The organism is Nocardiopsis sp. FR4 (assembly GCF_009830945.1).
In the GTDB taxonomy this organism is placed as follows: Bacteria; Actinomycetota; Actinomycetes; order Streptosporangiales; family Streptosporangiaceae; genus Nocardiopsis.
Genome location: NZ_VWVV01000003.1, coordinates 303,464 through 324,407 on the forward strand (window position 1 = coordinate 303,464; position 20,944 = coordinate 324,407).

Sequence of the window (20,944 nt, forward strand, 5' to 3'; positions counted from 1 at the left end):
TTGCGGTGGTGCTGGACCAGGCGGGATGGGACATGCCGGGGGGCGATTACGCTTGTCCAATCGGTCGGGCCCTTGGCCCTGACCCCGTCTTTTCCCGACGTGCCCCCCGGCTTGTCCCATGAGGGCCCCGCCCGGTCCGGCTCCGAAACGATTCAGTAACCCGGCCCCCTTGGTGCCCTCGGACCAGGATCTGAGTGCTCAACGGTCGAGACGAAGGTGCTCAGCCCCACTGGCCGGTAGAACCCGCGTGCTCGGTTGTTCTCGTTGATGGCCTCCTCCCACAGGTGTGCTGAACGCATCCACGACGCGTGCGTGGTGGACTGTCCGGCGCCGCGATCCCACGGCGTTGTGGGAGCCACCGGCCGGGGAGCTGGTGGTGAAGCGCTCGGTGGGGCGGGTGCCATAGGAACCTGTGGTGGCGGCGGGGCGGGCCACCCTGCCGATGGATGGGGAGCGGCGGCCCAGTCATGCGGTGGTGAGGGATCCGGTGAGTCCGGGGCCAGGGAGTGCAGGACCACAGCTGGTTCCGTGGGCGGCTCTGGTGGGGCCGGCCGCTCTCTGTCGGGCACGTTCTCCCCGACAGAGAGCGGCCGACCCTTCCTCTTCGACGTCTTTGCGACAGCGGGCTTGGGCAGTGTGGCGGTGGTGTCCTGCTCGACCGTGCCGTCGGGGTGGACGATCAGCGGCCACGTCCCCTGAGAATCGGTGGTGGTGGCGCGCACCGGCCGCCCGATCTTGGTGGCGGTGGCGACGATGTGCTCGATGACGGCCTGGCGGAGCTCGTCGACTCCCGTACCAGTCACCGTGTGCTCGACACCGTTGACCGTGACCTGGCTGGCCTCCGGCTGGGTGATGTCCGCCGTGATTTTCGGGAAGTGGGGAATCTTGCTGTGGTCCATGAATCTCCGTTACAGGTAGTGGGACACGTGAATGTGATCAACATGGTCCAGGGTCAGATTCCCGGTATTGAAACTTTCGCTGAACCTTTTCACGCTTTCCCAGCTTCCTACCTCGTTTTCGTCTGCCTCCCAAATGTGGTGATCGTAGATGATATATTTGACTTTGAGTACCTCATGGTGCTGAATGAGCCAATTGATTACCTGTACCGCTTGGGCGTGCATTTCGGGGGTTGGGACTTTCCCTGTGTCTGCGGTGGCCACCATGTAGTCGCAGGCCAGGCCCTTCGGATGGTCCAGAGGAGGATCTTCCCAGGGGCGAGGGGCGTAGCATCCCACACCGCCCGGCCAGTCGATATTGAATTCAGCGGAGATCGCGGCGTACCCCTGGCAGGTGGAGGCTTGGAGATTGGCGTGCGCCACGGGGCCACACTCGCCGTTTAGCTGAGGTGCCCCGCCCGGGGCGTTGGCGCACACCTCGCTACCGGCCACATAGTTTCCCGGAACGCCGGGTAGTTCAATGCCTGCCAGTGCGGAAAAGACCTCGTCGGCCGCGTTCCCGTACGGGGCGTAGTGCCAGGGGTCGGCGTTGCGTTGCACCGTGTGGGCGACCAGCGACCGCTTCATGTCGTCGCGGCCTTCCACCTCCATCAGCGCTTTGAAGAAGTTGGTAGCGCTGATGGTGGGGTCCATTCGGTCCTCATAGGACCCCCATGCGCCGTTGGCCCGCTGCTGGAACAAGCCGCGTGAATCGGGGCCGGCGTCATCTCCGTGATCCAGGATCCGCAGGGAAGACTCGCCCATCGCGGTCATCACCCCGATGGTCAGATCACGCTCGCTCAACCCCAGGGCGGCGCCTGCATTGATGATGTAGGCGGCGTTGAGGAGCTGCTCCCCGTGGTATCCAGCGATCGGGCCTTCGGGCAGGGAGTCGATGTCGATCACCACGCTGCCGCCGACCTGGGTGGGAACGCAGCTGTCGCTGCTGCTGGTCATCAAGACCAGGAACATCAGTGACCCCGCGAACATCAGTAACGGGGCGCACCCCATCGCGATGAACCCGAGTCCGAATCCCTTGGAGTCGGACATGCAGCGTGCCTCCCTTCGACCGAAGCGCGCTCAGTTTAGGGAGTCCGTACGTCGTTCGAAGCGGGCCGGTGTCTCAACCTCGTGGTGGAATCAATCCTGGTGTCGGTATTCTTCGCGTGGTCTGTGCTGGCGACACCACACAGGGCGCACGGTGATACCGGATCTCGGTATCACTGCATCGGGGTTTCGGACACCGAAGGAGTCGTGCCTTTTTCCGTTTTTGATGTGATGCGTAGGCACGTGATGACCTGGGAGGAGAGGGATGGCGCACACCAATCCGTGGGTGACCTCGAAGGACACCGAAAGTACCGGTGAGGGGAGCCCTACGGCTGCGCTTGCTCCCGACCCGGGTCCTGTAGCCCATCCCACCGGGCCCTGTGCTCCTCAGCCCGGGATCGCGGCTCCAGCGGTGCGACTTCCACGTCGTACCGTGCCCGGACCAGCACCGATGTGGTGGTTGGGAGTGCACGGTGGAGCCGGGGAACGCACCATGGCCGCCCTGATCCAGGGCACTCGAACCGTCGGGCACGCATGGCCGGTTGTGGCCACCCCCAACACGCCAGCGCCGCGAGTGGTGCTCGTCGCGCGCACCCACGCCCGCGGCCTGCTGTGCCTTCAGGCCGCCGCGACCGAATGGGCTTCTGGACAGGCCGGAGTGGATCTACTGGGCGCGGTCTTGATCGCCGACGCGCCCGGACGTCTTCCCCGCCCCCTGCGTGACCTGATGTCGCTGGTCAGCGGTGGATTGCCCCGCACCTGGCACGTGCCGTGGATGGAATCCTGGCGGCGGGGCGAGGCAGTCACAGCCACCGAGGCCCCCAGAGCAGTGCGGGCCCTGATCACCGAGATCTCCGACCTCCTGAAGTAACCACAAGGAAAGAACCCCCGATGATTGCTGAACTCCTCCCCCTGACCTCCGACACGGCCCATGTCCTACACCTGGCCGAGTCTGTCCCCGGAGGCACTGTCCCCGACCCCGGAGCTGGCACCGCCCCGCCCGGCTTCGAGGGCTTCATCACGATCATGCAGTGGATCAGGTGGGGCAGCCTCGGCATCTGCGTCATCGCTCTGATGGTCGGCGCCGCCACCATGGCGATCAACGCGCGCCGCGGTGAGGGAGGTGAGCACCTGGGCAAGCTCGGCATCATCCTGGCCGCCGTGGTCATCATCGCCGCCGCCGTCTCCCTGGTCAGCACACTAATCGGCAGTGGCTCCGGCGGAACCGCCTAACCCTTTTCGGCTGTACACCACCACAGGACAGAAAGGTCCCTGTCGTGTCCGACGACGAACGTCCGGAGAACCCCCTCACGTCGAAGAGCTTTCTCGCCTCGGCGGGCATCGTGGGCCTCATCGCGGTGCTGGGCATCGTGGTGATCGGAGCCAACCTCATCTCCGACAACGAGGGGGATGAAGACGGCCCGGCAGCCATTGTCGAAGCCGCACCCGACGAGGAGGACGCCCCAGAACCTGCGCCTTCCGACAGCGAAGCGAGCATGTGCGGCTTGCAGGGCAGCGACGAGACGACCCTGGACACAGCACCCCAGGAGGTCACCTGGGAGTTCGTGGGCACCATGCGCGCCCCGGCGAACCCCGACGCAGGCCCTGGCCTGGTCGCCGACGACGGGTTCCGCCAGTGCTACGCCCACTCCCCCACCGGTGCCCTCCTGGCTTCGGCCAACATGACCGCGCTGGGCACTGACCCCAAGCTCGTGCCGCAGATGCTCGAAGAGCTCGTGGCCGAAGGCACCGGTCAAGATGCGGCTCTGGCCGCGGTTGACGCTGAGGGGGCGGCGGCCGACCCGAGCGGGGTGCGCATGTCCATCGTCGGGTTCAACCTCATGGGCTATGGATCCGAGCACGCGCGCGTCGACCTCGCGCTGGAGGGGAGCAACGGCGTCTTCATGTCCTACACCGTGGACATGAAATGGGAAGACGGTGACTGGAAGCGGGAGCTGGCCCCCACCGGCGACTCCATCATCCCGGCCGCTCAAATCCCCGATGCCTCCGGCTACATCCCCTGGTCAGCGGAGGGCTGAGCGTGCCACCGATGAACAACGCCGAGGAGGGGGCGAACTGCCACTTCTGGCAACTGGACTGCATGGGCGCGGAGATGGCCACCTCGTTGGTCGGCGACGCGGTGGACAAACTCGCCACCTCCGTCCTGGAGGCGGTCGGATCCATCGTCGGTGCCATGGCCACCTCCTGGATCTACGTCGGCACCATCGACCTGACCAGTCCCACCGGCATCGAGGGCGGAATAGCCAACGGTGAGACGCCCACCGCTGGCAGTAGCCACGCCAGCTCCTCCAACCTGGAGACGCTGCTCGGCTACGCCACCTGGATCTCCCTGGGCATCTGCGTCCTGGCCCTGATCTTCCTGGGCGCCGTCCTGGCGCTCAACGCCCGCCGCGGTGAGGCCGCTGGCGTCATGACCAAGCTCGGTATCGTGCTGTTCGCCACGGTGCTCATCTCCGGTGCCTCGGGCATCGTCACCGGGGTGCTGCCCGCCACCGGACCCCAGGATTCCGCACGCCCGGTCGCCTTCCTCCAAAGCCACTTGTGGTGGTACATGGGGGCGGCCGCGGTCCTGTCGGTCATCGTCGGCGCGGTACGCATGGCCTGGGAGCAGCGCGCCGAACCCGGCAAGGAACTGGTCAGGTCCCTGATGACCCTGGTCGTGGTCGCGGGGGCCGGTGTCACCGGCATCGGCCTGGCGGTCGGCGCGGCCGACGGGTTCGCGGTCTGGATCATCGAGGAGTCCACCGACGCAGAGTTCGGTGAGGCGATGATGGAGATGCTCACCTTCGTCATCACCGACGAGAGCGGGATCACCGCGTTCCTGGCCATCTTCATTGGCACGTTCGTCATCTTCTTTTCGAGCTTGCAGATCCTGCTCATGCTCATCCGCGTCGGCATGCTCGTCATGCTCGCCGGGGTGTTCCCGCTCGCGGCCTCCTTCACCAACACCGAGATGGGCAAGACCTGGTTCAAGAAGTTCCTGGGCTGGCTCATCGCGTTCATCCTCTACAAGCCTGCGGCCGCGATCATCTACGCCGCCGCCTTCCAGCTCGTGGGCTCCAGCGCCTTCGCCGAGGACAGCAGCGGCCTGCTCAGCCTGCTGGTGGGCGTGGCCATGCTGCTCATCTCCCTGGTCGCGATGCCCGCGCTGATGAAGTTCATCGCCCCGGCAGCCTCCCTGGGCGGTGGCGGCGTGGGCGGAGCCATGGCCGGAGCCGCTGGTCTGGTCGGCGGTGAGATGGCTTCTGGCGCAATGAAGCTCGGCCAGGACCAGGCTGCCACCGGCACGGCCAGCGCCCCCACCCAAGCACCCTCCGGCGCCACCGAGACCGGACCCACCGGAGGTGGCGGGTCCGGTGACAGCGACAGCACCCAGCCTCCCGAACAAGAAGAGACAGCTCCTTCGACCAACCCGACCGGCGGCACCGACGGTGACACGCCTTCCGGATCGGGTTCTTCACCGATGGAGACCACCGGTGACACGCCTTCCGGATCGGGCTCTTCACCGATGGAGACCACCGGCGGCACGGAGATGGCAGGCGGAGCCGAGGCCGCTGGTGGGGCGGCAGCACCAGCCATGGTCGTCGCCGAACGCTTCGACGATGCCCGTGAGGGATTCCAAAACGACACGAATGAAACGATGACCGACGCGACGAGGGGTCCCGATGGCAGCTGAGACCACCCGCGGACCGCGCACCTACGGCAACTGGCGCAAGCCCACCACGGCCGGGTTGATGGGCCTGGGCTCTCTGGGCACCGTGGTGCTCATCGGCGGACTGATGTTCATGGTCATGGTCGTCATGGCCGCCGGCCTGTTCGCCGGAGTCGTCGTCGGCGGTGTCCTGGGGTTGGTGCTGCTGGTCCTGCTGATCAAGGACCGGCACGACCGCAACCTGCTCTCCCGCATGGCCGACCGCATCGGCTGGTGGAACGCCCGCTCCTCGGGAGCCCACCTGTACCGATCCGGGCCGCTCGGGCGCACCAACTGGGGCACCTTCCAACTCCCTGGCCTGGCCGCTCCCTCGCGCCTGTCGGAGCACACCGACTCCTACGGTCGCCCCTTCGCCCTCATCCACGTCCCCTTCACCGGTCACTACACCGTGGTCGTGGGCACCGAACCTGACGGCGCAGCCCTGGTCGACTCCGAACAGATCGACATCTGGGTCGCGGGATGGGGCCGCTGGCTGGCCAACCTCGGCGACGAACCCGGCATCGAGGCCGCCTCGGTGACCGTGGAAACCGCCCCCGACACCGGCACCCGGCTACGCCGCGAGGTCGACACCCACATCGACCCCGACGCTCCCGAGTTCGCCAAAGCCATGCTGCACGAGGCTGTCGAGCGCTACCCGGCCGGATCCTCCACTGTGAAGGCGTACGTGGCCATCACCTTCTCCGCGGCGACCCGAGCTGGTGGCAAGAAGCGCAAGCCCGAGGAGATCGGCCGCGACCTGGCCGCCCGCATGCCCGGCCTCACCCAAGGGCTGGCCGCCACCGGAGCCGGATCCGCGCGTCCCCTGTCCGCGCAACAGTTGTGCGAGGTCGTCCGCACCGCCTACGACCCGGCGGCCGCCGTACTCATCGAGGAGGCCCACGCCGCCGGTGAGGTCCCGCAGATGGACTGGACCGACGTGGGCCCCACTGCCCACGAGGCCACCTGGAACTCCTACCGTCACGATGGTGCTCTATCGGTGACCTGGTCGATGACCTCCGCGCCGCGCGGAAACGTCCAGTCGAACATCCTCGCTCGGCTGTTGGCTCCCCACCGCGATATCGCCCGCAAACGTGTCACCCTGCTGTATCGGCCCTTGGACCCGGCCCGAGCTGCCGGACTGGTGGAAGCTGACCTGCGCGCCGCCGAGTTCCGCCAGTCCTCCAGCGCCAAACCCTCCGCCCGCGATGTTTTGTCCACCCGCCAAGCCCGCGCCACCGCGGCCGAAGAGGCAGCCGGAGCCGGGTTGGTCAACTTCGGGCTGGTGGTCACCGCCACCGTTCTGGACGCCGACGACAAGGCCGACGCCACCGCAGCGATCGACAACCTCTCCGCGGCCGCGCGGCTGCGGTTGCGAGTGGTTCACGGCGCCCAGGATTCGGCGTTCGCCTCCGCCCTTCCCCTGGGCCTGGTCCTGCCCAAGCACCTGCGGGTGCCCGCCGAGATCAGGGAGCAACTGTGATGGCCAAGAAGCCCAAGAAGCAGGCACGAGACTCGGCTCCCGAGAACACACAACCCAAGACCAAGGGCCCCACGGTGCGTCGGCCCGGGCCGCGCGGGTGGCCCGGGCGCGGCGGCGGCTCCTCGACCATGGTGCAGATGGCCGAGGAGTGGCGTGGCACCACCGTCCAGGTCTGCGGATTGTGGCCTTTCGCCGCGGGCACCGGCACCCCCATGATCGGAGTGCCCATCGGCCGTAACCTGCTCACCGGCGCCACCTTGTGCTGCGACCCGATCTCGTGGTTCCAGCGCGCCAAGCTCATCTCCAACCCCAGCGCGTTCGTGCTCGGTAAGCCGGGCCTGGGCAAGTCCACCATCGTGCGGCGCATGGCCACGGGCCTGGCCGGATACGGGGTCCAGCCGCTGGTCCTGGGCGACCTCAAACCCGACTACGTTGACCTGATCGAGGCCTTGGGCGGGCAAGTCATCAGTCTGGGGCGCGGCCGCGGCCATCTCAACATCCTCGACCCCGGCGAGGCCACCGCCGCCGCTGAACGCCTCACCGGCAAAGCCCGCGCCCAGGTGCTCGCCGACGCCCACGGGCGCCGACACACCATGGTCTCGGCTCTGCTGACCATCATGCGCGCGGCCCCTCCCTCGGACCGGGAGGAGACCATCCTGGACCGGGCCCTGAAGGTCCTGGACGACCGCCACGAGGGAGTGCCCGTCCTGGCCGACCTGCTCAAGGTCGTCCAGGAGGCCCCTGAGGAGGTCCGTCACGTTGCGTTGGACCGCGGGTCCATGGATCGCTACCGCGAGATCACCGAAGGCCTCGAAGCCAGCCTCATCGGCCTGCTGGGCGGTGGCCGGTTGGGTCAGACGTTCTCCCAGCAGACCACCACCCCCATGCGACGCGACCGCCCAGTCGTCTTCGACGTCAGCTCCATCGACGACTCCGAAACCGACCTACAGGCCGCTGTGCTGCTGGCGTGCTGGTCAGCCGGATTCGGCACCGTCAACGTCGCCCACGCCCTGGCCGACGCGGGGCTGGAGCCCAGAAGGCACTACTTCGTGATCCTGGATGAGCTGTGGCGGGCGTTGCGCGCCGGCAAGGGCATGGTCGACCGGGTCGACGCCCTGACCCGCCTCAATCGCCAGCGGGGAGTGGGGATGGCGATGATCTCCCACACCATGAGCGACCTGATGTCGCTGACGGCCGAAGAGGACCGTGCCAAGGCCCGTGGGTTCGTTGAGCGCTCGGGCATGGTCATCTGCGGCGGGCTGCCGTCGGCGGAGATGCCCATGCTCAACACCGCCATCCCCATCTCCCGGGCGGAGCAGCAGATGCTCATCGGCTGGCAGGACCCGCCCGCCTGGGACTCGGCTACCGGAGCCGAAACCGCACCCCCCGGCCGCGGCAAGTTCCTCGTCAAAGTCGGCGGCCGCCCGGGCATCCCGGTCCAGGTGCACCTGACCTCGGTGGAGAAGAACATCAACGACACCAACAAGCTCTGGCACCAAACCTCCCGCGTCTCCCGTCTGCACGAGGAAACGGAGACCGTGGGATGAGCGGGCAGTCCAACCGGCGCAAACGCGGACCCAGCGCGCTCAGCACCGAAACCATCATGATCTGGACCGGCCTGGGAGTGGTCGGCGCGCTGCTGGCCGGGACCTGGATCCCCCTGCACCTGGCCGCCGCTCTCGCCGACGCCCCCGCGCCGCCGGCCAACCCCTTCACGATCCTGATCTACCTGGCCACCGGACACCTGACCTGGACCACGGCCGCCACTGTCGCGCTCGCCGTCCTGGCCGCCATCCTGGTCTGCCTCGCTCTCGCCGCCGCGTGGGCGCTCCGGCGCTGGCGCACCCGGCGCACCCGCGTGGACGCCTCCGCCACCCACCTGGGCCGCGGCCGCGACCTGACCACGCTCACCGAAGCTGGGGCCACCGCCACCGCCCAACGGCTCGGTGTCACTGACTCCCCCGGCGTGCCCATCGGCCGCACCATCGCGGGCAAGGAGATGCTCTACGGGTCCTGGGAAGACATGCACGTGGACGTGTGGGGACCGCGCACCGGAAAGACCACATCCCGCGCCGTACCCGCGATCATGGCCGCCCCCGGCGCGGTCCTGGTCACCTCCAACAAGCGCGACATCGTTGACGCCACCCGCGGCCCCCGCTCCGAGAAGGGCACCGTCTGGCCGTTCGACCCCCAGCAGGTCGCGCTCGAAGACCCCACTTGGTACTGGGATCCGCTCTCCTACGTCACCGACGAAGTCAAGGCCGCCCAACTCGCCGAACACTTCGCCAGCGGCTCCCGTGACGCCTCAGCACGCTCGGACGCCTACTTCGACGGCGAGGGCCGCAACCTACTCGCCAACCTCTTCCTGGCCGCCGCGCTGGACCAGCGCCCCATCACCGGCGTCTACACCTGGCTGACCCGGCCCACCGACGACACCGCCGTGCACATCCTCGCTGACCACGGCTTCCCCCTCCAAGCCGACGGACTGTCGGGCATCATCGAAGCCCCCGACAAACAACGGGCGGGTGTCTTCGGCACCGCTATGCAGATGGCCAACTGCCTGACCAACCGGCGCATCGCCGCGTGGATCACCCGCCAGGGCCCCGAGGACCTACGTCCCCGCTTCGACCCGCACGAGTTCGTGCGCTCCACTGGCACCCTGTACTCGCTCTCGCGCGAGGGCGCGGGCAGCGCCGGGCCGCTGGTGACCGCGCTGACCGTGGCCGTGGTGGAAGCCGCCGAGGAGATGGCCACCACCCTGGCCGGTGGGCGGTTGCGCACCCCTCTGCTCGGGGTCCTGGACGAGGCCGCCAATGTCTGCCGCTGGCAGCGCCTCCCCGACCTGTACTCGCACTACGGTTCCCGCGGCATCGTCTTGATGACGATCCTCCAATCCTGGTCGCAGGGTGTGGAGGTGTGGGGCCAAGAGGGCATGCGCAAGCTCTGGTCGGCCTCCAACATCAAGGTCTACGGCGGCGGCGTCTCCGAGACCGCCTTCCTTCAGGAGCTGTCCCAGCTCATTGGCGACTACGACCGCGAGTCGATCTCGGCCAACATCTCCAAGGAAGGGCGCTCTACCAGCCACCAGCTCACCAGCCAGGCCACGCTGGATGTCGCCGACCTGGGAGCTTTGCCCCGAGGGCGCGCGATCGTGTTCGCCTCCGGCACCCCACCCACCCTGGTGGAGACCGTGCCGTGGATGCGCGGACCCCATGCCCAGGCCATCAAGCAGTCCATCGCCGACCACGAACCTGGGGGAGTCGCACCGTGACCGCCGATGCTGAGTACGAAGCCGCCCTGGCGGACCTGGCCGACCTGATGGGCGAACCCGCCCCGGCAGCACCAACGCCTGTTCCCGACCCGCACGGCTGGGACGACGAGGAGGAGGACGACACCGAGGGCGTCGACCAGGAGGAGCAGCCCGAGCTGTACTACGGGTCGGTCGACGAGTTCGTCCGCGAGGTCATCCTGCCCATGTACCAGCGCAAGGTCGGCCCGCGCGGACACCGCCGCTGGGCATCCCAGTGGTGGCGCTCAGCCGAAGCCGTCTCCCGTCTGGACAGCCTCTGGCGGTCCTGGGAGCACCTGCGCCAGGACGGCGCGACCGGTATGAGTAGCTGGTGGCGCGACCACGCCGACTACCACATGGAGCGCCTGTTCGACCCCGACGGGCCTTTCGGTGCCAGTCAGGAAGCCAACAAACCTGGTGATCCCCTGCCCTACGAGGCGCCTCCGCCCGGACTGTTCACCGACGCCCGTACGGAGGCCACCTCATGATTGAGTCCGACGGCATCGATGAGGCCCTCGGCCGGAGTCTGCGTGAGGCTCTGGCCCTGGCTGAACAGAACGGCCGTCGTCTATCCGACCTCATCGCCCGCGCTCGCGAGATTCTCCGCCTGCGCGAAGAGGCCGCAGCCCGCCGGGCAGAGGCACAGGCGCGCTATGAGGCCGCGTGGAAGGCCGCCCGCGACAAGCTCGCCGTGGCCGACGACGACCAGTGGTGGGACAAGGCCACCCCCGCCCAGATCGCGGAGGTCTACGAGGTCGCTGTCACCTGGCGCGAGCACGAAACAGAAGCGGCCCGCATCGACGAGGTCATCTACGAACAGGTCCTGGACCGCTACGACCACGACCTACGCACCCCCTCCCCTGAGCAAGTCCGCCATGACCTGGAGGAGATCCGCGCTCGTCACGAGGAGATCACCGAAGAGCGCGACCACGACGCACCCGAACCCGAACACGTCGAGGAACCGGAACGGGAAGAGCCTCGCTACGACTCCGAGGAACGTCGGGAACTCACCCGGGAGGAGATGCTGCGCGAGGGCCTGGAGCCCGAGGTGGTCGAGACGCGGATGCGCGTCGATACGATGAACGCCCGCCCGCCCCGCGACGCTGTGGAGCGCAAGCACGCCGCTACCCGCTTGGCTGGGCCCCGCGGGCGAGGTACCGCACGGACACGGAAGGCCCAGCAGAGCCTGGAGTGACCCAGCCGGAAAAAAGGGGGGGTGCCGCCGCAGGCGGCACCCCCCTCACATCAGAGTTCCATGTCCTGCTCGGGCCGGTAAAGGCGCTGTGCGGGCCGTATCTGATACTCCCGAGCCTGGGACTGGGGTGCGCTCTCTCGGGCGGCAGAGAGCGCCTGGTGGGTGGCGGCCAGCCGGGCGGCGTGTCGTGTGGCGTAGGCACCCAACTGCTTCAACGGTGCCGTCTCAGCCTCCAACCGCATGTTCAGCTCCCCCACCGCACGGGAAAACCCCTCGAACCGCATCGCCGCGGGGCCGGGCCCTCCAGCCAGGCCTCCCTGGGCGACCTGCTCCCACATCTGCCGTACCCGGGTTACGTCCGCTCCCTGAGCCGTGGACTCACGCATCTGACGTGCAGTTGTGGTCCGTGCCCACCGGCCGACGACGGTCGCGATGTCCTGCGACATCGCCATGGCCTCCTCGATCCCGGTATAGCGCGGCGCCTCTTGCCGGGCCTCCAGCCGAGCCAACTGGGCAGGGCGGGCCCCGTGCTGGCGGGCCAAGTTGTACTCGCGGGTGGCGGCCAGCCGGGCGGCGTGCTCGGCAGCCAACATTGCAGCCTGGGCCAGGTGCTGACGGTCGTCGTCGATGCGCTCAAACACCGCACCGGCCGCACCGGCCAGGTCGGCGTAGCGGGTGGCGGCCGCAGCAGGACCTCCGCGCATCGGACTCTGCGCTCCCACATCGTGCAGAGCCCGGTCCAAGGCGATCGCGTCATCGGGGGGCAGCGTCTGGGAGCGTGACAACTCCGCGGCGGTGGTGGTGGCCTGCCAGCGCTGCACCCCGTTCTGGGAGATCCACCACGTGGCCCGATCGGCACCGCTCCGGTCGGGGTAGGGTTCCACACCGGCAAGGCTGATGCTGCCTCGCAACGGCGGAGCCGAGTGCGGCACCTCCGAAGCTTCGGCGTAGGGGTTCCCCGGGCCGTCGTCGTAGAGGTCGGCGGGTTGGGGTGCTGGCGCCTGCTCCGCCATCGGAGCCACAGGCCAGTCCGGTACAGGAAGAAGCTCGTCCACCTGGGCGTATAGGCCGTGCAGGTTGTTGTAGTCGTCCTCGGTCAGCTCCTCGGTAGGCGCGGTCCGGAGCATCTTGGCGATCATGTCCTGAGCCGCCGTTCGGTCGCCAGCGGCCACGGCCTGCTCGAACTCTTCGGTGAGCTGCGCCATCCGGTTACGCGCTGCTGTAGCCATCTCTTCGACCTCGGCTGCGAAGGGGCCTCGCTCAGCGAACACCGATGGATGCTCAGCAGCGAACGCCTCGTTCAGGCTGCTGATGAGCGCCAACGGAGTGCCGTAGTCCCCGGTCTGACGTGCGTGTTCCATGTTGCGCACCACGATCATCCGCCGGGCCTCTTCCACGGCCTTGCTGACGTTCTCCGGGGTAGCCAGTGCCTGCTGTTCCGACGCTGTTCCCTCCCCGGAGGCCTCCGCCAGCACCCCGTCCCCGTCGGTCGCCTTCTCGGGGTCCCTGTCGGTCTGCGGGGGTTCAGCCTGGAACCCGGACAGCTCCTCAGAGGGCTCTACCTCGGGCACCTGGGCGGTTGGGTCCGGTGGGGCCTGGGACATCTGCCTCTCAGACTTTTTAGCCCCCTCAGGGCCGGGGGGCGCCTGCTGTGCTGGCTCGGACGGTTCGACGTCCGCCACCTCGAAGACCTCCTCGCGTTGGGGCACGCTTTCCTGGGGGCTCGGCGCCTGCGGAGCGTTTTCCTGCTCCTCCAGAACGGCGGGCTGTTCCTGGTGCTCCGCCTCGGCTTCGGCCTCGGCCGCGACTGGGAGTGTGAGCCCGGCCTTGGCGAAGCGGTCCTCCAGAACCTTGCGGGTCTGCTCCAACTGCTGCTCCGGGATGTCCATGGGCGGAGCAGTCACCAGCAGCACCTCGTACAGGGTCCAGGCTGCCCTTAGATCAGGGTTCTCCGACCTCAGGATCGCGTTGAACCGCTCCAGGATCTGCCGGGTCACCTCCCGGCCCTCGGTGACCAGGGCGGTGCGCTCCTCAGCGAACGGCAACGGATCCCCGGTGCCGGGAGCATCCCCCAACTGCACATGGCCGTTGCGGATCAAGCCCTGGTGGATCGCGTCGATCGAGACGATGGCGTTGCGGTAGGTGCCCTCCTGCCGGGTGTGGGACACCAGTCCCTCCACACCGGGACGCACCGACGCAATGACGTCCTCATGCTGGTTCTGCTTGCGCTGGCGCTCGCGCTCCTGGAACTCATCCCAGAGGGACTCGGCGATGCGGTCGCGCCCCATCTCCTCCAACCGGGTCAGCAGGCGGCTCACCCGTCGCCGCTGTTCGGCGGCGTTCAACTTCCGGGGCAGATGCCACATCTGGAACCGTCGGGACCAGCGGAACTTCAACTCCTCCTTCAGCAGCCGACGCATCTCCGCATCGTCCCGATCGGTGCCCCGCACCACGGTGTTGCGATCCCCGTCATGCTCGATCCGGATGAGAGGGCTGGCCAGGGCGCGCTGCTCGGCCTCGGCTCCACGCCAGACCAGCCGTCCACGCTGCTCCTCTCGGCCCCACGCGCTGCTCGGATCGACACGGTTGGCGTCATTGATCAGGCTGAGAGCCTGGTCAGACATGCCAGCGTCCACCAGGTAGTCGATGCCGTGGTGGAGGGTGCCTCGTTCCTCGTCCAGGAACCGCCGATCGAAGCCGGTCTGGAGTCGGCGCAGCGCCGTACGCGCCGCGGCATCGGGTGCGTCGGAGGCCTGCATCGGGTCGGCCGGCGCCTGAGGCAGCTCCTCTGACCCGTCGGCCGCTCCCGATGCAGTGCCGTCGATCGTCTCCAGGGCTGCGGAGGCTTGTACCGACGGCTCGGGCGCGGGAGCGTTCTCGCCCGGCTCCGGACCTGCCTCCAACGGTGTGGTGGACTCTGAGGGGCCCACCTCCTCCTGCGGGGGTTCCTCTACGACCAGCTCCGGGTCGGCCGTCACGTCGGAGGGGGAAATCTGCTCTCGGCGCAGGAGTTCCTGCCACTGGTCCTCGGTGATGCGCGCATAGCCCCCTTCTGCCAGGTACTCGATGCGCTCCAGCTCCTCCATCACCTTCCACCAGCCCCACAGGCGCTGGCCCGGGGCACCGTTGAGCAGCAGCGCCTCGTCGGCGTCCTCATCGACCTGGAACCCGGCCTCGACCAGGACCTCGCGCAGGGCCGCACGGTTCTCCCCACGGATATGACGGACCACCCCGGTGCTGCCCGGGGCCAGATCATCGGAGATGAGCACTGGCTGGTCGGCGAGCATGCGCCGCCGGGCCTGGGGGTCGTTGACGTCAGCGCGACTGCGATAGGTCTCGCGGGTAATGACGAACTCCGGGTCGGCCCGGTTGGCCCGACGCACCAGGTCGGCGACCATGGCATGCTCACCGGCGGCCAGCAGCGCTTCGAAGGCCTCGTTCATCTGCTCGCGCAACTGCTGGTTGTTCTCTGCTCGGCGGTGCTGGGGAAGACTGAACAGCCCGATGGCGGCCCCCGCCTGCTGCCTCCATTCCTCCGCCTCAACCACCTCGGCCGCCGGGGCCGGGACCGGCGGCTTCGATTCTGGGCTCGTAGAGGGCTTGGGCGAGGGAGAAGAAGGGCTGTCCTTCACCTCCTCCGGGTCGGGTTCGTCGCGCCAGTCGCTGGAGGCGAGCACCGGAGCTGGCGGCGGTACCGGCGTTGGAGCCGGCGCCTCGGCAGAAGACTCCTCTGCCGCTGTCCTAGTTCCGCCGACGGCGGTGCTGCGGATCGCGCCCACGGCCACAGCGTCGTCCACTGCTGAGCCGAGCACATCAACGTCTGCCGACGCTCCCCCCTCGATCAGCACGCTGCTCTCGCGCGGGGGCAGGCCCATCTCTGACAGGATCCGCGCTTCCTCGGCCAACGCCTCTTCCAGTTCGGCCTGGCGGGCGAAAGGGGCTCCCAGGCCAGCCCGGGCATGGGCTACTTCGTTCTCGATACGGGGAATGGCCTCCAAGACCTCAGCGCGCTGGTTCTCCACCTGGCGCAGCGTGTTCTCCAGGCTCCCGATGACACCGTGCCCGGTGGACGTGGCCAACTCCTGCACGGTGCCGAAGGTGTAGGCCAGGCTGTTGCTGATGCCGTACTGGTGGTTCCAGGCATTGTTGGTCGGAACGTCCAGATACAGGCTGGTCACCAGGCCGCCGCTGAGGCCACGGTCGATCGTCCCGGTCAAGGTGAATCCACCCAGTCGGCCGATCTCGAATGGGGTCCCCAGACGCATCGGGTCGGCCCGGGCGGCACGCACCTGTTCGCCCAGATGCTGGCGCAGTGCGTCGGCGGCCGCGGTGCGCTTGTCGTAGGTCACCTCGCCTACCACCATGCGGAAGGCCTCACCCTTGGTGGTCACCCGCTGCTCCAGGGCCCGGTCGAACACCGCGATCGCCGCGGTGGCGTTGGCGATCTCCGCCTCGCCCGCCGCGATCGTGCGCTGCAACATCGCCTGGCCCTGGTGGTGGCTGCGGTAGGCGCGCTGGAGCTTCTTGACGCGTTTTTCGTTGACGACCCGCTCCAGCATCAACGGGTTACCCGAGGCCAGGGCCTGGATCTCGGCATAGGACATCGCGGTGTTGCTGACGTCCTCGACCTCACGGACATCCAGCCGGCCCCGCATGATCTGCTCGATGAACCGGAGCTTCCTCAGCGCGGTCTGCCACATGTAGCCGTCGAAGGACCCTTCGGTCACATAGGACAGGATCCGCACCCGCGTGTTGGCGTTGCGCTGGCGCACGAGGCGCCCCTCGCGCTGCTCGATGTCGACCGGGCGCCACGGACAGTCGACATGGTGCAACGCCACCGCACGGCGCTGCATGTTGGTGCCGGTGCCCATCTTCTTCGTGGACCCGACAACGACCTGGGTGCGGCCATCTCGACAGGAAGCGAACAGTTCGGCCTTGGCCTTGTCGTTGGTCGCCTCGTGCACGAAACGGATCTGCTCGCGCGGTACACCCTGGGAAACGAGCTGCTCGCGCAGATCCTCGTAGGCGTCGTACTTGTCCGGGTCGTCGCTGGGGGTGCCCAGGTCGCAGAACACCATCTGGAGCGACCCGGTGTGGGCCTCTGCCTCCCCGGTGTCCTCGTCGTAGTAGACGTCGTCCTTGTGCTCGCGCCAGATCTGGGCGACCTTGTCGGCCACGTGCATGATCTTGGTGTCCTGGGCGGCTGGCTCCTTGACCAGACGCAGATCCGTGGCGGCGGCCCGGCCGTCGGCGGAGATCCACAGCATGTTGTCCGGGCGCAGGGCCTGCTTGGCCTCCGACCACCGTTCTTCGGGCTTGCCCTGGCGGACCTTGTCGGCCCGCTCGCCCAGAGTCTGCATGTACTCCAGCAGCTCCTCCGATGGAGGCACCACCACCGTCTCGCGACCCTGGGCCCATACCGTAGTGCCGTCCTGCTCCACTGGGCGCACGACCTCAGGCAGGTCCAGCCCCAACTCGCTGGAAAGCTTGACGTCGGCGAAGGTGTGAAAGGCTCGCAGCAGCTCCGGCACGTTCATGAACCGGGCGAAGCGGTCCTTTTGCTGGTAGCCGCCGCCCTCGGGCTTCATCTCGAACTCGCTGATGATCTCGCCGAAGGTGGAAGCCCACTGGTCGAAGTCGTAGATCCCGGCCTGGTGCAGCAGATCCGGGCGCAAGAACCGCATGACGACGTAGGCCTCGGAGACCGAGTTCGCGATCGGCGTGGCGGTGGCGAACACCAACTTGCCGCCCTGGCGGCGGATGTAGTCGGCCTTCATCATCAGGTCCTCGGCCTGCCACGACGGTTTGGATTTAGCGGCGTCCTGGATGTTGGACCGCACCATCGCGTTCTTGGCCTCGTGGGCCTCGTCGTAGACGATGGCGTCGATCCCGCAGTCGGCCAGCGTCGCCGACCCAGTGTCCACCTGTGCCCACAGCTTGCGGTACCGGTTCTTCAACTGGACCTTGGCGCGCTCCAACTGCTTGACCGTGCGAGGGTTCACATCCGGATCGGTCTCAGCGGAGGCAATCCAGTCCTCGAACTCGGCGATCTGCTTGTCCTCGTAGGCGCGGCGCTCTTCATTGGGCAGCGGCAACTGCTTGAACTGGTTGTGTCCGAAGACGACGACGTCCCAGTCCCCGGAAGCGGCGATGTCGGCGAACTGCTGCCGGTAGTCGCGGCTCATCATGTCCTTGTCCGCGACCAGGATCTTCGCCTGCGGGTACAGCTCGGCGAACTCGCGGGAGACCTGCTCCAGCATGTGGTTGGGCACCACCATCGCCGGTTTCCTGCTCTGCCCGAGTCGACGCATCTCCATGATGGAGATGACCATCTCCGCGGTCTTGCCCGCGCCGACCCCGTGCGCCAGCAAGGAGGCCTGTTCGCTCAGCACCCGGGCCACCGCAGCCCGCTGGTGCGGGAAGGGCCGAAACTCCCGGGCCAGCCCCGGGAAGGTGAGGTGGTCACCGGTGTAGGAGCACAAAGACAGGCAGTTGAACCGGTCGTTGTAGACCCGTGCCAGCTCCCGGGCGCGATCGGGATCCTGCCATGCCCAGGACGCGAACTCCTCGGCCATCTCCTCGGCCTTGCCCTGGGCTTCCTCAGTGGCGTCCTGATTCAGGACGATGCGCTCACGCCCATCCTCGTCGGTGATGGTCCGGGTGACCTTGACGGCCTTGTTTTGGAGCAGGTTCTGCAAGATGACCTGGGCGGGCATCTTCTTCGTCCCCCAGGTGTGGGAGGCCAGCACACTCTTGGGGTTGCCACCGCTGACCGTCCAGTACGAACCGCCGCCGTTCTGCACCTTCAACTCGGGCTCGTCCAGTAGTTCGCGCGCGAACTGCTGCACGTAGGAGGCATCGATCCATGTCGCCCCCAAACGGGCCTCGATCTCGGCCGGGGTGAGATTCACCGGCACGACTTGACGCAGGGCCTCCACGTTCGGCGCGAACCGCTCATCGGTGCGCGCGGCCACCTGCGCGGCCCGCAACTTGGTGCGCACATCCCCCGACAGGTACTGCGGCGCGGGGATGAGGTCCTCGGTGACCGGCTCGGTGTAGACCAGCGTGCCTAGTGCCGCGCGGGCCTGCTCGGGGGTGTCCACCCCCATCAGGCGTTGGATCTCCTCCAGACGCACCTCGGCGTAGGTGTCCAGACTGATCGCCAGCGCGTCAGCCGCGGTCTCGGCGCGGTCGGGAGGCTCGGCCGGGGCAATGGTGCGCTTGTGGAAGATCTCGGCCTTGCGGGCCTGCTGGGTGGTGGGGTCGAACTTCTCCAGGGCCAGGACCCGGCTGGCCATCAGGTCTTCACGTATCCCGCCCAGCCGCGGATAGTTGCGCTGGCCGTTGGACTTGTAGGTGAACCGGTTGATGGGCCCGTATCGGTCGACGTAGGCGTCGTAGCGGTCGTTCAGACGCCGCCGCAGGTCCTCGACGTGCGCATCGCCCACCGGAAGGGTGCGTTCGGCCTCCACCAGTTCCAGGTAGGAGTCGCGGATCCGCAGTAGGGAGAAGAGCTCCTGAGCGTGCTTCTTCACCGGCGGGTCGATCTCGATGCGCACCCCGTCCACGATGCGGGTGAGCTGGTCGCCGTCGTCGACCTCCATCAGCCCGTTGCGGCCGGCATCCGTGGCGCCGACCAGTTCCAGAGGCTTCCACTCCGTGCCCGGGGCGGGCACGGTCAGACCGTGCTCGCGGGCGCGTTGAGTGATCGACTGGACGGCCTCGTCGAAGCGTTCGGCGACGGTCGCACCGTCGGGAGCGGTGACGGTCGGCTCCGGACCGGAGCGGCCCATGCGCACCCCCAGGTCGCCGACCACATGCTCGGGATGAGTCACGAAGTAGGCGTTGACCTTCACCACGCCCTCGGGACCCTCGATCTCGATCAGGCGGTTCCAGTCCACCGGGGCGGGCGGCCGGTCCTCCTCGCGGCGGCGCAGGAACAGCACATCGGTCACGGTGCGGGTGCCCGCGGCCGCCGCGTGAGCGTTGACGGGCAGGCGTACGGCGCCCACCAGGTCGGCCATGGATGTGATGCGGTTGCGCACCCGGTCCTCGTCGGAGTCCAGTGTCCACCGACTGGTGATGACCGCCACGACCCCGCCAGGCTTGGTCATCTGCAAGCTCTTGAGGATGAAGTGGTTGTGGACGGACTCCTGGGAGGGGTTGTACCGGGGGTCGTAGAGGGTGTGCCGGTCGAAGGGGACGTTGCCGATGACGCTGTCGAAGGCCCCGTCGGGGGCGATGGTCTCGGCGAAGGATTCGGTCAGCACCTGGGCGTCGGGATACAGGTGGCGGGCGATCGCCGCGCTAGTGGGGTCGATTTCGACACCGACCATGCGCGTGGGCAGCGCCGTGTCGAGGGGAGCGAACCCGATGAAGTTCCCGCTGCCACAGCCGGGCTCCAGGACGTTGCCGCCCTCGAACCCCAGCTCGCGCATTCCGGTCCAGATTCCCTGTACCAGATCGGCATCGGTGTAGTAGGCCGTCAGCGTGTTGGCCTTGGCCGCCTCGTACTCCTCGGGGCTGAGCAGCTCCAGCAGTTCAGCGCGTTCAGGCGCCAGGTCGTTGGAGCGTTCGTCGAACACCTTCGGCACGGCCCCCCACCCCGACCAGCGGGCCAGCACCTGTTGCTCCTCGGTCGTGGCCGGGCGCTGCTCGGCTTCCAGGGCGCGCACCAAGCGGATTGCCGCAAGGTTGTTGCGCACCCGTCGGCGCTCACCGGACTGGGCCAGGTCGGTCTGGGATGAGGGACGGAACCGAGGCGCCGCTAGCCGTTGCGGCGGCTGTACCACTCCATCCACTCCTGCGGGTCCTGCGGCCCCTCCCCGTCGGGGTCCTCCTGCGCCATCCATTCCGCCAACGAGTCCGTCGGGGAGTTGGTCTCCTCCACGTCCTCCCACGTCGGCTCCTCCTGCGAGAACGCCGTCGGGTCCTCCGGCAGCAGGATCATCTCCGCCATGACCTTCTCCCGCGCTGCCAGCCGGGCCATGGCCAGCCGTCCCTCCTTGTCCTGCATGGTCTCCTCGGGCCGGTCGTCCCCCGCCAGGGAGATCCACGTGCTCTCCAGCTCCCGCTGGGCCTGCTCCCCCAGATCCGCGAAGAACGTCTCCCTCTCGTCCTCGGGGATCCGCTGGAAGCTGATCGGCCGCGCCACTTTCCAGTGGTCCATTGCGATGCGTCCTAGCTCGTTCATCCGTTCCCTCCTCGACCGCAGTGAAATCCAGCACTTGCTGACCCTCGGACTCGGCACTCATGTCCCTGAGTCAACCAAAACCACAGGCGCCTT

13 protein-coding genes are annotated in these 20,944 nt (G+C 67.8%); 9 read left to right on the forward strand and 4 right to left on the reverse strand.

Annotation, left to right across the window (positions count from 1 at the left end; translation table 11 throughout):
* Positions 1–152 precede the first annotated feature (152 nt).
* Both FYW95_RS06105 and FYW95_RS06110 read right to left on the reverse strand, forming a co-directional pair.
* Positions 153–899 carry a hypothetical protein gene (locus FYW95_RS06105; RefSeq protein WP_160050110.1) on the reverse strand — a complete coding sequence of 249 codons (747 nt, stop codon included), beginning with the start codon at positions 897–899 and terminating at the stop codon, positions 153–155.
* A 9-nt stretch (positions 900–908) separates the two neighbouring features.
* On the reverse strand, positions 909–1,985 hold the full coding sequence (locus FYW95_RS06110) for a VldE C-terminal domain-containing protein (protein ID WP_160050111.1): 1,077 nt from the start codon (positions 1,983–1,985) through the stop codon (positions 909–911).
* A gap of 448 nt (positions 1,986–2,433) precedes the next feature.
* Between FYW95_RS06110 and FYW95_RS06115 the strand changes: the two genes are divergently transcribed.
* Genes FYW95_RS06115 through FYW95_RS06155 form a run of 9 tightly spaced genes read left to right on the forward strand, consistent with a single transcriptional unit; the run spans position 2,434 to position 11,658 of the window.
* Positions 2,434–2,853, forward strand: coding sequence for a DUF6668 family protein (locus FYW95_RS06115; protein ID WP_370463240.1), 420 nt, complete (start codon positions 2,434–2,436; stop codon positions 2,851–2,853).
* A gap of 20 nt (positions 2,854–2,873) precedes the next feature.
* Positions 2,874–3,215, forward strand: coding sequence for a hypothetical protein (locus tag FYW95_RS06120; protein ID WP_236572084.1), 342 nt, complete (start codon positions 2,874–2,876; stop codon positions 3,213–3,215).
* A 44-nt stretch (positions 3,216–3,259) separates the two neighbouring features.
* Positions 3,260–4,021 (forward strand): DUF8175 domain-containg protein, encoded by a 762-nt coding sequence (locus FYW95_RS06125; RefSeq protein ID WP_160050112.1) that lies wholly within the window; start codon positions 3,260–3,262, stop codon positions 4,019–4,021.
* Positions 4,022–4,032: 11 nt separating this feature from the next.
* The gene (locus FYW95_RS06130; RefSeq protein WP_160050113.1) at positions 4,033–5,679 is read left to right on the forward strand and encodes a TrbL/VirB6 family protein; all 1,647 of its coding nucleotides are present in this window, start codon (positions 4,033–4,035) and stop codon (positions 5,677–5,679) included.
* The gene (locus tag FYW95_RS06135) at positions 5,669–7,174 is read left to right on the forward strand and encodes an SCO6880 family protein (RefSeq protein ID WP_236572086.1); all 1,506 of its coding nucleotides are present in this window, start codon (positions 5,669–5,671) and stop codon (positions 7,172–7,174) included. The genes FYW95_RS06130 and FYW95_RS06135 overlap by 11 nt, the downstream gene beginning before the upstream one ends.
* Positions 7,174–8,721 (forward strand): ATP/GTP-binding protein, encoded by a 1,548-nt coding sequence (locus FYW95_RS06140; protein WP_236572094.1) that lies wholly within the window; start codon positions 7,174–7,176, stop codon positions 8,719–8,721. Before FYW95_RS06135 ends, FYW95_RS06140 begins: the two co-directional genes overlap by 1 nt.
* Positions 8,718–10,445: a type IV secretory system conjugative DNA transfer family protein gene (locus FYW95_RS06145; protein ID WP_160050114.1), complete on the forward strand. Its 1,728-nt coding sequence runs from the start codon at positions 8,718–8,720 to the stop codon at positions 10,443–10,445. The genes FYW95_RS06140 and FYW95_RS06145 overlap by 4 nt, the downstream gene beginning before the upstream one ends.
* On the forward strand, positions 10,442–10,951 hold the full coding sequence (locus tag FYW95_RS06150) for a DUF4913 domain-containing protein (RefSeq protein ID WP_236572095.1): 510 nt from the start codon (positions 10,442–10,444) through the stop codon (positions 10,949–10,951). Before FYW95_RS06145 ends, FYW95_RS06150 begins: the two co-directional genes overlap by 4 nt.
* Complete coding sequence (locus FYW95_RS06155; RefSeq protein WP_160050115.1) at positions 10,948–11,658, forward strand: hypothetical protein; 711 nt, start codon at positions 10,948–10,950, stop codon at positions 11,656–11,658. The genes FYW95_RS06150 and FYW95_RS06155 overlap by 4 nt, the downstream gene beginning before the upstream one ends.
* Positions 11,659–11,708: 50 nt before the next feature.
* Here FYW95_RS06155 and FYW95_RS06160 read toward each other — a convergent pair whose 3' ends face one another.
* Positions 11,709–20,363: an SNF2-related protein gene (locus tag FYW95_RS06160; protein WP_160050116.1), complete on the reverse strand. Its 8,655-nt coding sequence runs from the start codon at positions 20,361–20,363 to the stop codon at positions 11,709–11,711.
* Positions 20,364–20,425: 62 nt separating this feature from the next.
* Positions 20,426–20,827, reverse strand: a complete 402-nt coding sequence (locus FYW95_RS06165) for a hypothetical protein (RefSeq protein WP_160050117.1) — start codon at positions 20,825–20,827, stop codon at positions 20,426–20,428.
* Positions 20,828–20,944: the final 117 nt, after the last annotated feature.